This is a genomic window from Amycolatopsis camponoti (assembly GCF_902497555.1).
In the GTDB taxonomy this organism is placed as follows: Bacteria; Actinomycetota; Actinomycetes; order Mycobacteriales; family Pseudonocardiaceae; genus Amycolatopsis; species Amycolatopsis camponoti.
In genome coordinates this window covers 967,188-981,760 of the sequence record NZ_CABVGP010000003.1, presented here as the reverse complement: position 1 = coordinate 981,760, position 14,573 = coordinate 967,188, and the positions used below count along the sequence as shown (strand labels likewise).

General features: G+C 69.8%; 14 protein-coding genes and 1 tRNA gene. 10 read left to right on the top strand and 5 right to left on the bottom strand.

Annotated elements, in window-relative coordinates; genetic code table 11:
- The first annotated feature begins 61 nt into the window (after positions 1 to 61).
- From AA23TX_RS41090 to AA23TX_RS41080, 3 genes are all read left to right on the top strand, one after another.
- Positions 62 to 436: an FKBP-type peptidyl-prolyl cis-trans isomerase gene (locus tag AA23TX_RS41090; protein ID WP_155548343.1), complete on the top strand. Its 375-nt coding sequence runs from the start codon at positions 62 to 64 to the stop codon at positions 434 to 436.
- A gap of 146 nt (positions 437 to 582) precedes the next feature.
- A complete protein-coding gene (locus AA23TX_RS41085) occupies positions 583 to 1,335 on the top strand; it encodes a S1 family peptidase (protein ID WP_155548342.1) in 753 nt (250 codons plus the stop codon).
- A 116-nt stretch (positions 1,336 to 1,451) separates the two neighbouring features.
- Positions 1,452 to 2,192, top strand: a complete 741-nt coding sequence (locus tag AA23TX_RS41080; RefSeq protein WP_155548341.1) for a S1 family peptidase — start codon at positions 1,452 to 1,454, stop codon at positions 2,190 to 2,192.
- Positions 2,193 to 2,376: 184 nt separating this feature from the next.
- Here AA23TX_RS41080 and AA23TX_RS41075 read toward each other — a convergent pair.
- Positions 2,377 to 2,459 (bottom strand) — tRNA-Leu (locus tag AA23TX_RS41075).
- A 131-nt stretch (positions 2,460 to 2,590) separates the two neighbouring features.
- Here AA23TX_RS41075 and AA23TX_RS41070 point away from each other — a divergent pair.
- From AA23TX_RS41070 to pknB, 7 genes are all read left to right on the top strand, one after another.
- On the top strand, positions 2,591 to 3,829 hold the full coding sequence (locus AA23TX_RS41070; protein ID WP_155548340.1) for an FHA domain-containing protein: 1,239 nt from the start codon (positions 2,591 to 2,593) through the stop codon (positions 3,827 to 3,829).
- Positions 3,830 to 3,929: 100 nt separating this feature from the next.
- Positions 3,930 to 4,391, top strand: coding sequence for an FHA domain-containing protein FhaB/FipA (locus AA23TX_RS41065; protein WP_155548339.1), 462 nt, complete (start codon positions 3,930 to 3,932; stop codon positions 4,389 to 4,391).
- On the top strand, positions 4,388 to 5,737 hold the full coding sequence (locus AA23TX_RS41060; RefSeq protein WP_155548338.1) for a PP2C family protein-serine/threonine phosphatase: 1,350 nt from the start codon (positions 4,388 to 4,390) through the stop codon (positions 5,735 to 5,737). Before AA23TX_RS41065 ends, AA23TX_RS41060 begins: the two co-directional genes overlap by 4 nt.
- Positions 5,737 to 7,224 carry an FtsW/RodA/SpoVE family cell cycle protein gene (locus AA23TX_RS41055; protein WP_155548337.1) on the top strand — a complete coding sequence of 496 codons (1,488 nt, stop codon included), beginning with the start codon at positions 5,737 to 5,739 and terminating at the stop codon, positions 7,222 to 7,224. The genes AA23TX_RS41060 and AA23TX_RS41055 overlap by 1 nt, the downstream gene beginning before the upstream one ends.
- Positions 7,221 to 8,690, top strand: coding sequence for a peptidoglycan D,D-transpeptidase FtsI family protein (locus tag AA23TX_RS41050; RefSeq protein WP_155548336.1), 1,470 nt, complete (start codon positions 7,221 to 7,223; stop codon positions 8,688 to 8,690). The genes AA23TX_RS41055 and AA23TX_RS41050 overlap by 4 nt, the downstream gene beginning before the upstream one ends.
- 3 nt (positions 8,691 to 8,693) lie before the next feature.
- Positions 8,694 to 10,040: a serine/threonine-protein kinase gene (locus tag AA23TX_RS41045; protein ID WP_155548335.1), complete on the top strand. Its 1,347-nt coding sequence runs from the start codon at positions 8,694 to 8,696 to the stop codon at positions 10,038 to 10,040.
- Positions 10,037 to 11,998, top strand: a complete 1,962-nt coding sequence (gene pknB, locus AA23TX_RS41040) for a Stk1 family PASTA domain-containing Ser/Thr kinase (RefSeq protein WP_155548334.1) — start codon at positions 10,037 to 10,039, stop codon at positions 11,996 to 11,998. Before AA23TX_RS41045 ends, pknB begins: the two co-directional genes overlap by 4 nt.
- A 55-nt stretch (positions 11,999 to 12,053) precedes the next feature.
- Here the strand turns inward: pknB and AA23TX_RS41035 are convergent, their stop codons facing one another.
- From AA23TX_RS41035 to AA23TX_RS41020, 4 genes are all read right to left on the bottom strand, one after another.
- Positions 12,054 to 12,371 (bottom strand): effector-associated constant component EACC1, encoded by a 318-nt coding sequence (locus tag AA23TX_RS41035; RefSeq protein ID WP_155548333.1) that lies wholly within the window; start codon positions 12,369 to 12,371, stop codon positions 12,054 to 12,056.
- Positions 12,372 to 12,471: 100 nt separating this feature from the next.
- Entirely contained in the window at positions 12,472 to 13,113 is a 642-nt protein-coding gene (locus tag AA23TX_RS41030; protein ID WP_155548332.1) for a hypothetical protein, read from the bottom strand.
- Positions 13,101 to 13,892 carry an ABC transporter ATP-binding protein gene (locus AA23TX_RS41025; RefSeq protein ID WP_155548331.1) on the bottom strand — a complete coding sequence of 264 codons (792 nt, stop codon included), beginning with the start codon at positions 13,890 to 13,892 and terminating at the stop codon, positions 13,101 to 13,103. The genes AA23TX_RS41030 and AA23TX_RS41025 overlap by 13 nt, the downstream gene beginning before the upstream one ends.
- Positions 13,889 to 14,533, bottom strand: a complete 645-nt coding sequence (locus AA23TX_RS41020) for an aminodeoxychorismate/anthranilate synthase component II (protein WP_155548330.1) — start codon at positions 14,531 to 14,533, stop codon at positions 13,889 to 13,891. The genes AA23TX_RS41025 and AA23TX_RS41020 overlap by 4 nt, the downstream gene beginning before the upstream one ends.
- Positions 14,534 to 14,573: the final 40 nt, after the last annotated feature.

Below are 14,573 nucleotides of genomic sequence, written 5' to 3'. Positions count from 1 at the left end.
TTTCAGCCCTTGGACGTAGTCCGTTCGGCGCAGCCTCGCGCGCGTGGGTACGGTGAGTGCCATGACCTTGGAAAAGCCCCAGATCGACCGCCCCGAGGGCAACCCTCCGGCCGACCTCGAGATCACCGACATCACGGTCGGTGACGGCGCGGAGGCCACGCCCGGCAAGGCCGTCACCGTGCACTACGTCGGCGTCTCGCACTCGACCGGCGAAGAGTTCGACGCGTCCTGGAACCGCGGCGAGCCGCTGCGCTTCGGCCTCGGCGCCGGCCAGGTCATCTCCGGCTGGGACCAGGGCGTCGCGGGCATGAAGATCGGCGGCCGCCGCAAGCTCGTCATCCCGCCCCACCTGGGCTACGGCGACCGCGGCGCGGGCGGCGTCATCAAGCCGGGCGAGACCCTCATCTTCGTCGTCGACCTGGTCGGCGTTAACTGACGCATACCCGGCAAACCGGTCTCGGCGCACCGCGCTGGGGCCGGTTTTTTGCTCCAAGCAGCGCCTTTCCGGCTCGCAGACCGCGGCTACGCTCGAAAGTGATCACCGGCCTTCGACCGCCGGTGCAGGACAAGGGGGATCCACCGATGCGCGTCCGCGCTGTGTTCTCTGCTGCCCTTTTGACGCTGGCCGCCGGTCTCGCCACCGCGGGACCGGCGGCGGCCGTGGCCAACGGCTCCGACGTCCCGGCCGGGACGTTCCAGTTCGCCGCGAAGCTGACGATGACGAACATCCCGAAGCCCGACGGCACGAAGTACAACAGCGCGTGCTCCGGTGCGCTGATCGCCGCGAAGTGGATCATCACCGCGGGCCACTGCTTCCACGACGCCAACCGCAACCGCGTCTCCGGGCCGGTGCCGTACCCGACTTCGGTGCTGCTCGGCACGGTCGACCAGAGCACGCCGGGCGTGACGCGCAACGTCGTCACGGTGTACCAGGCGAGTGCCAACGACATCGCGATCGCGACGCTCGACGCGGACGTCACCGGCATCACGCCGCTGACGGTCAACCGGGTCACGCCGTCGGTGGGCCAGTCGCTGACGCTCGCCGGCTGGGGCAGTCTCACCGCGACCAACCCGACGCCGTCGACGAAGCTGCAGCAGGGCACCGTCACGGTCGGGCAGGTCGCCGCCTCGACGCTCGGCGTGCGGGGCGTCGCCCCGACGACGACCACCAGCGCCTGCGTGTACGACTCGGGTGCGCCGTACTTCGTCGCGGGCGGGTCCGGCGGGCAGCTGGTGTCCGTCGAGTCGACCGGGCCGGACTGCCCGCACAACCAGCTCGAAACCACTTCCCGGGTGGACGTCGTCGCGGACTGGATCGCTTCGCACGTCGGCTGACCTCCGTTCGGGCGTCACCCGGCCGCGCTGTCGGGTGACGCCCGGCCAGGGAATTCCCCGGGCCCGGCGGCGGCCCTAACGTCGAACGTCGATCACCGACTCGACGAAGGGGAAAGATGCGCCTGCGCGCTCTGCTCGCCGCTGTTGTCCTGACCATCACCGCCACCCCTGCCGCCTTGGCCGCGCCAGGGGTCGCCCACGGCTCGGACGTCCCCGCGGGCCGGTTCGGGTTCGTCGCGAAGCTCGCGATGACGAAGATCCCGCGCCCCGACGGCTCGACGTACGGCAGCTACTGCACGGGCGCCCTGATCGCCCCGGCCTGGATCCTGACGACCGGCCACTGCTTCCACGACGCGAACCGCAACCGCGTCTCCGGCAAGACCCCGTACCCCACGACGGCGGCGCTGGGCCTGGTCGACGAAGCCACGGAATCCGGGGTGGCCCGCAAGGTGACCGAGGTGGTCCAGGCCAAAGAGAGCGACGTGGCCCTGATCAAGCTCGACACCCCGGTGACCACGGTCCAGCCCCTGACCGTGAACCACGCCGTCCCGACGGTCGGGCAGCAGCTGACCCTGGCGGGCTGGGGCAGCCTGACGGGCACGAACCCCAAGCCGGCGACCCGCATGCAGCAGGGCACGGTGGCGGTGGCGAAGGTGGACCCGACCACCCTGGGCGTCCGCGGCGCGGCCCCGGAGATCACCACGAGCGCTTGCACGTACGACTCAGGAGCCCCGTACTTCACCGGAACCGAACTGGTCGCGGTGGAGGCGACCGGCCCGGGCTGCCCCCACGCGGGCATCGAAACAACGAGCCGAGCCGACATCCTGGCACCCTGGATCGCCAAAACGACGTCCTGATACACCCCGAACTCCGCCGTGAGCGAACACCACGCGCAGCCAAACGGGTGATATTCCCCACCAGACCCGACCACGCTGGAAGGTGAGACGAGGCACCGTGGGGGTCCGGGGGCTCGGCCCCCGGGAGAAACAAGGACAACGGGAAAGGCCCCGGTCGCGCTAGCGACCGGGGCCTTGAACAGCGTGGGCGAGGAGGGAGTTGAACCCTCACGTCCTTTCGGACACACGGACCTGAACCGTGCGCGTCTGCCATTCCGCCACTCGCCCGAGTGCTTCTCTCTGACAGCGAAGAGAAGACTAGCAGGTCGTTTGAACGGGTTTCACCGGGGGCCGTGTCGAGGCGGGCTCACCCGGATAGGATCGATAGCGGAAGCACACGTGTGAGGAGGTTTTCCCCGGTGAGCCGCGTCGAGCGTTTTGACAGACGCCTCGAGAACCTGGTGGGGAACACTTTCGCGCGCATGTTCGGTGGCAACGTCGTCACGCAGGAAGTGGCGATCGCCCTGGAACGGGAGAGTGAGGAGAACGTTCGTGAGCTGGCAGGCGGTCGACAGCTCGCCCCCAATCACTACATCGTGTCCCTGGGGGCAGCTGACCACGAGCGCATGGCCGGTGACGAGCAACGGGTCACCCAGGTGCTGGCCAAGGCGGTGGCGGAACACCTCGCCGCCGAGGGCCTGGACACCTATGGTGACGTCGTCGTATCACTCGAGCGCAACGAGGCGCTGCATACTGGACAGTTCAAGACCCGTTCGTCCGTCGATCCCGACGCCCGCCCCTCAGGCGCCGGTTCACCGCGGTCGGCACGACCCAGCAACGCAGGAGACCCAGCAATGAGCCAGCCCCCCGGCTACGGCCAATACGACCAGGGTGACCCGTACGGCCAGCAGGGCCAATACGGCTACGGACAGCAGGGTGGCCAGCAGCCCGGGTACGACCAGGGTTATGGCCAGCAGCAGCAGGGCGGCTACGACCAGTACGGCCAGCCGCAGCAGGGTGGGGCCTACGACCAGGGTTACGCCCAGCAGCAGGGTGGTTACGACCAGGGTGGTTACGCCCAGCCCCAGCAGGGCGGCTACGAACAAGGCGGCTACGCCCAGCCCCAGGGCGGTGGTTACGACCAGGGCGGCTACGCCCAGCCCCAGCAAGGTGGCTACGACCAGGGCGGCTACCAGCAGGGCGGGTACGACCAGTACGCCGGCCAGCAGCAGCCCGGGTACGACCAGTACGGCGGCCAGCAGCAGGGCGGCTACGACCAGTACGGCCAGCAGCAGGCGTACGGCCAGCCCGCCGGCGACCCGTACGGCCAGCAGCAGGGCGGCTACGCCCCGCCCGCGGCCGGCCGGCAGCTCGCGGCGAGCCTGCAGCTCGACGACGGCTCGAACCGGACGTACTCGCTCAAGCAGGGCGGGAACGTCGTGGGTCGCGGCCAGGACGCCGACTTCCGCCTCCCGGACACCGGCGTCTCGCGCCGGCACCTGGAGATCACCTGGGACGGCCAGAGCGCGACGCTCGCCGACATCGGCTCGACCAACGGAACGACCGTGAACGGCACTCCGGTCCAGACCTGGCAGCTCGCGGACGGCGACGTCATCCGGGTGGGGCACTCCTCACTCGTGTTCCGTACGCAGGGCTGACTGGGGGCACGGAATACTGTTCCCGCAGAATTGACGTGCGGGGGGACCGCGGCGTACCCGCGTCGCGGCTGCACGGACGAGTCGGGAGCGGACACACCAAGTGCCAGAGCTGGTCGTACAACTCACCAGGGTGGGCTTCCTCGTGCTGCTCTGGCTCTTCGTGCTCGCCGCGCTCAGAGTCGTCCGCTCGGACCTCTACGCGGCTTCGGGTATGCGCGTCCAGGTGCCGACCTTCGGACGCAAGAAAGAGAAGAAGCCGCGCAACAGCAAGTCGCCGCAGCAGCTGCTGGTGACCCACGGCGCGCTGGCCGGAACCCGCATCGCGCTCGACGGGCGGCCGATCCTCATCGGCCGTGCCGACGACTCCACGTTGGTGCTCGACGACGACTACGCGTCGACCCGGCACGCCCGGATCGCCCAACGCGGTGAGGACTGGTACGTGGAAGATCTGGGCTCGACGAACGGGACGTATCTCGACCGGGCTAAGGTCACTGCACCCCTCCGGGTCCCGCTCGGAGTCCCCATCCGGATCGGCAAGACGGTGATCGAGCTTCGCCCATGACTCTCGTCCTCCGCTACGCAGCCCGCAGCGACCGGGGCCTGGTGCGTTCGAGCAACCAGGACTCCGTGTACGCCGGCCCTCGCCTGCTCGCGCTCGCCGACGGTATGGGTGGCCATGCGGCGGGTGAGGTGGCCAGCAAGGTCGTCATCGCCTCGCTCGCCCCCCTCGACGACGACGAACCCCGCGACGACCTGCTCGCCCAGCTGCGAGAGGCGGTGGCGAACGGCAATGCCGCCATCGCCGAGCTCGTCTCGCAGGACCCCGACCTGGACGGCATGGGCACCACGCTCACCGCCGTCCTGTTCGCCGGGACCCGGCTGGGCCTGGTGCACGTCGGCGACTCGCGCGCCTACCTGTTGCGAGGTGGTCAGTTCGCGCAGATCACGCGCGACGACAGCTTCGTCAACGAACTGCTCGAACAAGGCCGGATCACGCCCGAAGAGGCGGCGGTGCACCCTCAGCGGTCGCTGCTGCTGAAGGCGCTCACCGGGCACGAGGTCGAGCCGAGCTTGACCGTGCGCGAAGCGCGCTCCGGCGACCGGTACCTGATCTGCTCGGACGGCCTGTCCGGCATGGTCAGCGACGAGACGCTGACCGAAGCCGTGCAGATCCCGGACCCGCAGCAGTGCGCGGACCGGATGATCGAGCTGGCGCTCAAGGGCGGCGGCACCGACAACGTCACGGTGATCATCGCCGACGTCGTCGACGTCGACTTCGGCGAGGACGCGCCCATCGTGGGCGGCGCCGCCGGGGACGGCAGCGACGAGCTGCACCAGGGCGATTCGCCCGCGGCCCGGGCCAGGGCGCTGACGCAGCCGTCGCCGCAGCCGCGGCCCGAGCTGCCGCAGCCGAGCGTGGATCCGAAGGCCAAGCGCCGGAAGCGGTTCCGCTGGCTCGCCGGTGCGCTGGTGGTCCTCATCGTGCTCGCCGCGGCCGCCATCGCGACCCGGTACTTCGTCCTGAGTCAGTACTATGTCGGCGAAGGTGCGGACCAGGAGGTCGTGATCTACCGCGGCGTTCCGGGCAGCATCCTCGGCATCGACCTGCACACCTACGAGCAGGGCTCGTGCCCGCCCAACCAGGTGTGCACGGACAAGCTGCGCATCGACCAGCTCCAGGAAGACGCGCGGAAGTACATCGACGACTTCCTGCAGCTCCACAAGCGCCTGAACAACTGCGCGCCGGCGGGCGGTCAGCCGTCCTCGACGCCGACCCCCACGGTCACGCCGACGTCCACCCCGTCGGCACCGGCCGGCTCGACTGCTCCGTCGTCGGCGAACCAGCCAGCGGGGAGGGACTGCTCGACGCCGAGTTCGACGGCACCGACGACGGGAGGCGGTAACTGATGAGCCAGCCCGCCGCGCGCGCCGCCGAGCCGCTCGCCGCGCAGTTCCAGACGAACCCACCGCGCGACGTCCCGACCCGCCGCAACACCGAGCTGGTGCTGCTGGGGTTCGCCGCGTTCATCGTCACCATCGCGCTGGTGCTGGTCGAGGCGAACCAGGAGCAGCAGCTCACCTGGTCGATCGTCTGGCTGGGCCTCGCCTACCTCGCGATCTTCGCCGCGGCGCACCTGGCGGTGCGCAAGTGGGCGCCGTACGCGGATCCGGTGCTGCTCCCCTGCGTCGCGCTGCTGAACGGCATCGGCCTGGTGATGATCCACCGGATCGACCTGGCGCTGGCGGAACGGGCCGCGCAGAACGGCAAGGACTACACCCCCGCCGTCACCGCGCAGGTGCTGTTCACGGTCATCTCGCTGGCGTTCTTCGTCGCCGTGCTGGTCTTCGTGACCGACCACCGCACGCTGACCCGCTACGGCTACACCGCGGGCCTGGTCGGGATCGTGGCGCTGGCCCTGCCGGCGCTGCTGCCGTCGAGCCTGTCGGAGGTCAACGGCGCCAAGGTCTGGCTGAAGCTGCCCGGGTTCTCGATCCAGCCGGGCGAGTTCGCGAAGATCCTGCTGATGATCTTCTTCGCCTCGTTCCTGGTGTCGAAGCGCGACCTGTTCATGGTGGCGGGCAAGAAGTTCCTCGGCGTCGAGCTGCCGCGCGCCCGTGACCTGGGCCCGATCCTCATCGCCGCGGTCGCCTGCATCGGCATCCTGGTGTTCGAGAAGGACCTCGGCACGTCGCTGCTGTTCTTCAGCGTCATCCTGATGATGCTGTACGTCGCGACCGAGCGGATCATCTGGGTCGTCCTCGGCCTCAGCTTCTTCGTCGGCGGCTGCCTGATCGCCTACAACCTCTTCACGCACGTCCAGCAGCGCGTCGCCAACTGGCTGGACCCGCTGGCCACCTACGACAAGCTCGGCGGCGGCTACCAGATCGCGCAGGGCCTGTTCGGGCTCGGCACCGGCGGCATCGGCGGCACCGGGCTCGGCGCCGGCCGCCCGGACATGGTCCCGGAGGCCAACACCGACTTCATCACCGCCGCGATCGGCGAAGAGCTCGGCTTCATCGGCCTCGCCGCCGTCCTGATGCTGTACCTGCTGGTCGCGATGCGCGGCATGCGGAGCGCGCTCGCGGTGCGGGACACGTTCGGCAAGCTGCTCGGCGGCGGGCTGGCGTTCACCATGGTCATGCAGATCTTCGTCGTCGTCGGCGGGGTCACGAAACTCATCCCGGAGACCGGTATCACCGCTCCCTTCCTGTCGAAGGGTGGTTCGTCGCTGCTGGCGAACTACATCCTCGTCGCGCTGCTGCTCCGGGTCTCCGATGCCGCCCGGCGGCCCGCGTCCCGTCCGAAGCCACAGGCCCAGCCGCAGGCGCCGATCGCCGAGGCGCACACTGTGCTCGTCCAGCGACCGCCGGCGGACGGGGGCCAGCAGGCATGAACACCCCACTGCGCAAGGTCGGCATGGCGATGCTCGTCATGGTCGTCCTGTTGCTGGCCAACGCCACCTACATCCAGGTCGTGAAGGCCGACGACTACCGCACCGACTCCCGCAACGCACGCGTGCTCTACGACGAGTTCGCCCGCCGCCGCGGCCAGATCGTGTCGCAGGCGAACGGCGAGGTGCTGGCGAAGGTCGACCCGTCGAACGACAAGTACAAGTACACCCGGTCCTACGTCGACGGCCCGATGTACGCACCGGTCACCGGCTACTACTCGATCAACTACGGCTCCGGCGGCCTCGAGCGCTCCGAGGACGACGTGCTGAACGGTTCGGACCCGCGGCTGTTCGTGCGCCGGCTGTCGGACATGGTCACCGGCCGCGACCCCAGCGGCGGCAACGTCCGGCTGACCATCGACCCGGCCGTGCAGAAAGCCGCCTACGACCTGATGACGCAGAAGGGCTACACCGGCGCCGTCGTCGCGATGGAGCCCAAGACCGGCCGGATCCTGGCGATGGTCTCGACGCCGTCGTACGACCCGAACAAGCTGGCTTCGCACACGTCGAAGGCGCAGACCGACGCCTGGAACTCCTACGTCAAGGACCCGGACAACCCGATGCTGAACCGGGCGATCTCGGAGACCTACCCGCCGGGTTCGACGATGAAGCTCGTCACCGCGGCGGCCGTGCTCGAAGACGGCAAGGGCCCGGACACCCCGGTCAACCCGGCGCCGAACACGAAGCTGCCCGGCACGAGCGTGACGCTGGAGAACTACGCGGGCGCGGCCTGCCCGGGCAGCACGTTCAAGGACGCTCTCGCGCACTCCTGCAACGTCCCGTTCGCGGAGTTCGCCGGTCAGCTCGGCGCGGACAAGCTGAAGAAGACGGCGGCGAACTTCGGCATCGGGCAGACCGACCTGACCGTGCCGATGAAGGTCGCCGCGTCGACGGTCGGCCCGCTCGACTCGCAGGGCGCGCTCTACCAGAGCGGCATCGGCCAGCGCGACGTCCGGCTGACCCCGTTGCAGGACTGTCTGCTCGCGGCCACCGTGGCCAACGGCGGGATGGCGATGAAGCCGCAGCTGGTGCAGTCGGTACTCGCGCCGGACCTGTCGACCATCGAGGACTACAGTCCCACCGAGCTCACCGGCACGGCGGCACTCTCGTCGTCGAACGCCGCGATCCTCAAGGACATGATGATCGCTTCCGAGGGCTTCACCGGGGGCGGCGGCAAGCGCCCGGACATCCAGATCGCGTCGAAGACCGGCACCGCCGAGCACGGCACGGACTCGAAGAACACCGCCCCGCACGCGTGGTACACCGCCTTCGCCCCGGCGAACGACCCGCAGATCGCGGTCGCCGTGATCGTCGAGAACGGCGGCGACCGCGGACTGGCCGCGACGGGCGGCAAGGTCGCCTCGGAAATCGGCCGCGCGGCCATCAACGCGAAGCTCGGGGGTGGATAGCGCATGCTGTCCTCCGGTCAGCTCCTGGCCGACCGCTACAAGCTGACGAGCCGGATCGCCGTCGGCGGGATGGGCGAGGTCTGGCAGGCCAGCGACACCCGGCTGGATCGGACCGTGGCCGTCAAGATCCTCAAGGCCGAACTCTCCGGCGACGCCGAGTTCCTCCACCGCTTCCGCACCGAAGCGCGGATGACGGCGTCCCTGAACCACCCCGGCATCGCCGCGGTGCACGACTACGGCGAGACCATCTTCGACGGTGACCTCTCGATCGCGTACCTGGTGATGGAGCTCGTCGATGGCGACCCGCTGGCCGGGTTGCTGGCCAAGCACGGGCGGCTGTCGGCGGAGTTCACGCTCGACATGCTCGAGCAGGCGGGCAACGCGCTGCAGGCCGCGCACGAGCAGGGCCTCGTCCACCGCGACGTCAAGCCGGGCAACATCCTGGTGACGTCGGCGGGCCAGGTGAAGATCACCGACTTCGGCGTCGCCAAGGCCGCCGACGCCGCCCCGGTCACCCGCTCCGGCATGGTCATGGGCACCGCGCACTACATCGCGCCGGAGCAGGCGCTCGGGCACCCGGCCGAGCCGGCGTCCGACGTCTACTCGCTGGCGGTGTGCGGCTACGAATGCCTCGCCGGGCACCGGCCGTTCCTGTCCGAAAACGCTGTGACGGTCGCGATGATGCACATCCGCGACATCGCGCCGCCGCTGCCGCCGGACGTCCCGCCCGCCGCGCGCGCGGTGATCGAGGCGACGCTGGTCAAGGACCCGCGGCAGCGCTACAACAACGGCGGCGAGTTCGCGGCCGCCGTCGCCGCGGTCCGCGCCGGGCTGCCGCTGCCGACGCCGTCCGGGCTGGTCAACGCCGCGTACGCGACCGGCCAGCAGCCGGTGCAGCAACCGCCGCAGCAGCAACAGCCGGTCCAGCAACCGCAGCAGCCGATTTCCCAGCCGGTTCCGCCGCAGCAGCAGCACATGCCGGTCGGTCCGCCGTCGCCGGCGGTGAACCCGATGGTCGCCATCGGCCCGCCGTCACGGCCCGTCATGCGTCCGGCAATGGTGCCGGTGCCCCGGAAGAAGACCCAGTGGGGCTGGTGGGCGCTCCTCGCCGCCATCCTGCTCGTTGTCCTGGTGGCGGGCATCGTCCTGGTGGCCAAGATGATCGGCAGCTCGGGCTCGCCACCGCACACCGGCCAGACGTCGAGCCAGGTGGTCCCGGGCAGACAGCCGCCCGCGGAGGCGCCGCCCGCTTCGAGCGCTTACCCGGCGGACACTTCCGGAACGACCGACGATGGCCAGCAAGGCATCATGACCGCACCTTGGACGGAATGGAACGGCACCCAGAGATGAGCACACCCAGACTGCTCTCCAACCGGTACGAGCTGGGCGAAACGCTCGGCTACGGAGGCATGTCCGAGGTCCATCACGGCCACGACGTGCGACTGGGCCGCGAAGTCGCGATCAAGATCCTCCGTGCCGACCTCGCCAGGGATCCGCAGTTCCTGGAGCGTTTCCGCCGTGAGGCGCAGAACGCCGCCGCGCTGAACCACCCGGCGATCGTCGCGGTCTACGACACGGGTGAGGCGAACGCCGAGTTCGGCCCGCTGCCGTACATCGTCATGGAGTACGTCGAAGGCCGGACGCTGCGCGACATCGTCAAGACCGAGGGCCCGATGTCGCAGAAGCGGGCCATGGAGGTCATGGCCGACGTCTGCGCGGCGCTCGACTTCTCGCACCGCCACGGCATCGTGCACCGCGACGTCAAGCCGGCCAACGTGATGATCACGAAGAACGGCGCGGTCAAGGTGATGGACTTCGGCATCGCGCGCGCGATGCACGACGGCCAGTCCGCCATGACCCAGACCGCCGCGGTGATCGGCACGGCGCAGTACCTGTCGCCGGAGCAGGCCCGCGGTGAGTCGGTCGACGCCCGTTCCGACGTCTACGCCGCCGGGTGCGTGTTGTACGAGCTCATCACCGGCGAGCCGCCGTTCACCGGGGACTCCCCGGTCGCGGTCGCCTACCAGCACGTCCGGGAAGACCCGAGCCCGCCGTCGTCGGTGAACCCTGCGGTGGCGCCCGAGCTGGACGCGGTCGTGCTGAAGGCACTGGCCAAGGGCCCGGCGAACCGCTACCAGTCGGCGGCGGAGATGCGCTCGGACCTGGTGCGCACGCTCTCGGGTCAGCGCCCCGCGGCGCCGATGGTGATGTCCGAGGACGAGCGCACGCAGGTGATGAACTCCGACCGGCGGCAGCCGCAGCGCTACGAGGAGTACGACGCCCCGGACGACGAAGACCCGAAGGCCAAGCGCCGTCGCCGGACGATCCTCGGTGTGCTGGCCGCGGTGTTCGTCCTGGGCGCGGTGCTGCTGATCATGTGGCTGTCGGGCTCCTTCAAGGGCGGCGGCGAGGAAGCCACCACGGTGGCGATCCCGGACGTCAAGGGACAGTCGGAAGTGGCGGCCAAGAACACCCTGCGCGAGAAGGGCCTCAACAACTTCGCGCCGAACAAGTTGGTGCCCTGCGGGATCCCGGACGCGAGCGGCAACGTGCCCTGCACCGCCGACCAGATCAACCAGGTCATCGACATCGCCCCCGGCGTGGGCACGCCGGTCGCCACGGCGGCGCAGATCACGCTCACGATCGGCCAGAAGCCGGGCACGACGAAGGTGCCGGAGCTCAAGGGACTCTCCCATGACGAGGCCGAAGCGAAGCTGAAGGAAGCCGGCCTGACGCTGAGCCCGTCAGTGCAGGAAGTCAACGTCGACGACCCGAACGACGTGAACAAGGTCGTCAGCCAGACCCCCCAGGCGGACAGCGATGTCCAGCAGGGCTCGAGCGTGTCCATCTCCGTCGGCAAGGGCAAGCAGCAGAAGCAGGTCCCGAGCGTGATCGGCAAGTCCTTCAACGACGCCAACTCCACGCTCACCGGTCTCGGGTTCACCGTGAAGCGGGTGGACCAGCAGTCCGACCAGCCGAAGGACCAGGTCATCCAGCAGATCCCGGTCGGTGGTTCGGTGCCGGTCGGCAGCCAGATCACGCTGACCGTGTCGTCGGGCCAGCCGGACAACAAGATCGAGATGCCGAGCCTGATCGGCATGACGGTCGACGACGCGCAGGCGAAGCTGGAAAGCATGGGCTGGACCCAAACCCTGAAGCAGCAGTCCGACCGGACCAGCACCAAGCCCGAGGGCACGATCACCAAGCAGAGCCCCTCGCCGGGTACGCAGATCGACAAGGACCAGAACGTGACGGTCGGGGTTTCGAACGGCCCGCTGTTCCCGACGTCGACGGCCGGCAGCCCCTGATCCGACGCACGCGAAGAAGGCCCGCACGGTTCGCCGTGCGGGCCTTCTTCGTCGTTCAGGCTTTGTCGAGAAATCCCCGGACGGCGCCGAGAACCTGCTCCGCGTCGCTCGCGGGACCGCAGTCGAGCTCCAGTTCCTCGGCCGCGCCGGAGCGCTTGACCTTCAGGGAGACGGGGGCTTCGCGGCGGCGCCGCAGCCAGGCGAACAGCGACCGGCAGAAGACGCCGGCGGAGTTGCTGGTCACGCCGACCACGACGGCGTCGAACAGCTGGACACGGCCGCGCAGCTCGTCTTCCCCGCGGAGCCAGGCGGCGAGGTCCCGGAGCTCACCGTCGGAGTCCGGCCCGGTGATCGCGACGATCCCAGCCGTCACCCGGTCTCCCTTCGCCCAGATTCGGAGAGAACCCGAACCTTAGTCGTGTTCGAGCACCCGCCGGAACCCTGGCCCGGAAATTGAAGATGGCAAATTGCACTCAGGAACGCCGCTGCACGAGCTTCGAAACGCCGAGGAAGCTCGCGGCCAGCACCACCACCGACGTCACCACCGCCAGGACGAGCGGACCGGCGACCGGTTCCTCGTCGGTCAGGGCGTGCAGCAACGGGTGGACCAGCGGAATCTTCGCCAGCAGCACGACGATCAGCGTGACCACGGCGGCGAGCACCGTCCAGCCGACCCGCTGCACGAGCAGCCGCGAGCACGGCAGCGCGATCGCGATGCCCAGCAGCGCGCACGCGAGGTGCGCGAGCAGCCCGATGCCCAGCGCCGACGGCTGGACCTTCAGCGACTTGAGCGCCGACCACGCCTCGGTGATCACGGTGAGGACCACCGAAAAGATCAGCACGGTGAAGATCGCGCCGGTGATCATCCGCCGCCACTGCCGCGCGTGGCTCAGGGTCACCAGCCGCTGCACCGGATCCTCGATGTCGAGCAGCGCGATCGTCAGCCAGCACGCGACGACGAGCAGCCCGCCGGCGCTCACGCCGAACAGCGGCAACGGCGGCGAGTGCGGGTCGGCGTAGAGGATCACGCACAGCGCGAGGTAGGCCAGCAGCGCCGGCAGGTAGCGCTGGGAATGGCCGAGCAGGGCCAGGTAGTAACGGGTCACGGCGAGCACGGCGCCACCTCCCGCACCGACCAGCCGTCCTTCAACGCCCGCAGCAGCACGGCGTCGACCGACGCGACCTCGACCGTCAGCACGAGTTGCGCCCCCTCGACGACCGCGTGGCGCACGCCGGGCTCGTCCGCCCACTCGGTCCCGTGGCCGCGCAGCACGATCCGCGTCGTCGGCTCGGCGCTCTCCGCCGTGAGGCGGCCGTCGTTCATGAGGTGGACGACGTCGGCGTGGTCGTGCACCACCTGCGGCCGGTGGTCGGTGAACACGACGCTCGCGCCGCGCGCCCGCGTCTCGGCGACGACCTCGCCGAGGATGGCGTGCGTCCCGACGTCGAGCCCGGACCACGGCTCGTCGAGGATCAGCAGGTCCGGCCGCACCATCACGGCCTGCGCGAGCCCGACCTTCTGCGCGTTGCCCTTGGACAGCGTGCGCAGCGGCGCGGTCGGGCCGCCGACCAGCGCGAGCCGTTCGAGCAGCGGGTCGATCACCGAGAGGTCGGCGAGCCCGTGGATGCGCGCCATGTGCCGCAGGTACGCCCGCGCGCCCATGCGCTGGCCGGCCGGGAAGCGGTCCGGCAGGTAGCCGATCCGCGGGCTCCCCGTCACCACGCCGGTGCTCGGGTGCGAGACGCCGGCCATGATCCGCAGCAGGGTCGACTTGCCGGAACCGTTGCTGCCGAGAACGCCGACCACGTGCCCGGGCTCGACGCTCAGGTCGACGTCGTGGAGGACGAAGTCACCGCGCCCGTACCGCTTGCCGACTCCCTCGAGCCGGATCACGCAACAGCGGCCTTCTGGAGCGCCTTGGTCGCCCGCTCGAGCTCGTCGACGCGGGCCGGGTCGACGGGGTGGCCCGCCGCGGCCATCCAGTTGGCCAGCATCCGGTGACCGCCCTCGGTGAGCACCGACTCGGGGTGGAACTGGACGCCTTCCAGCGGCAGCTCGCGGTGGCGCATGCCCATCACGATGCCGGACTCCGTGCGGCCGGTCACCTCGAAGACGTCGGCCGGGATGGTGTCGGGCACCACGGTCAAGGAGTGGTACCGGGTGGCCGTGAACTCCTCGGGCAGGTCCTTGAGGACGCCGACGCCGGTGTGGCGGACCTGGCTCGTCTTGCCGTGGAGCAGCTCGGGCGCGCGGTCGACGGTCGCGCCGTAGACGACGCCGAGCGCCTGGTGGCCGAGGCAGACCCCGAGCATCGGGGTGCGGGTCTCGGCGCACTTGCGGATGACGTCCATGCTCTGACCAGCGCGTTCGGGTGTTCCCGGGCCGGGCGAGACGAGCACGGCGTCGAACTCGGGCACGCGATCGAGGTCCACGACGTCGTTGCGCCAGACCGTGCAGTCGGCGCCGAGCTGGGCCAGGTACTGGACCAGGTTGTAGACGAAGCTGTCGTAGTTGTCGACGACGAGAACGCGCATGCCGCGAGCCTACCGGCTCCCAACCAGTGGATCGTACGGT

Excerpts from the sequence above, each read along its gene's own strand:
- AA23TX_RS41090 (WP_155548343.1), top strand. The coding sequence starts at position 62 with ATGACCTTGGAAAAGCCCCAGATCGACCGCCCCGAGGGCAACCCTCCG.
- AA23TX_RS41085 (WP_155548342.1), top strand. The coding sequence starts at position 583 with ATGCGCGTCCGCGCTGTGTTCTCTGCTGCCCTTTTGACGCTGGCCGCC.
- AA23TX_RS41080 (WP_155548341.1), top strand. The coding sequence starts at position 1,452 with ATGCGCCTGCGCGCTCTGCTCGCCGCTGTTGTCCTGACCATCACCGCC.
- AA23TX_RS41060 (WP_155548338.1), top strand. The coding sequence starts at position 4,388 with ATGACTCTCGTCCTCCGCTACGCAGCCCGCAGCGACCGGGGCCTGGTG.
- AA23TX_RS41055 (WP_155548337.1), top strand. The coding sequence starts at position 5,737 with ATGAGCCAGCCCGCCGCGCGCGCCGCCGAGCCGCTCGCCGCGCAGTTC.
- AA23TX_RS41050 (WP_155548336.1), top strand. The coding sequence starts at position 7,221 with ATGAACACCCCACTGCGCAAGGTCGGCATGGCGATGCTCGTCATGGTC.
- AA23TX_RS41045 (WP_155548335.1), top strand. The coding sequence starts at position 8,694 with ATGCTGTCCTCCGGTCAGCTCCTGGCCGACCGCTACAAGCTGACGAGC.
- pknB (WP_155548334.1), top strand. The coding sequence starts at position 10,037 with ATGAGCACACCCAGACTGCTCTCCAACCGGTACGAGCTGGGCGAAACG.
- AA23TX_RS41020 (WP_155548330.1), bottom strand. The coding sequence starts at position 14,533 with ATGCGCGTTCTCGTCGTCGACAACTACGACAGCTTCGTCTACAACCTG.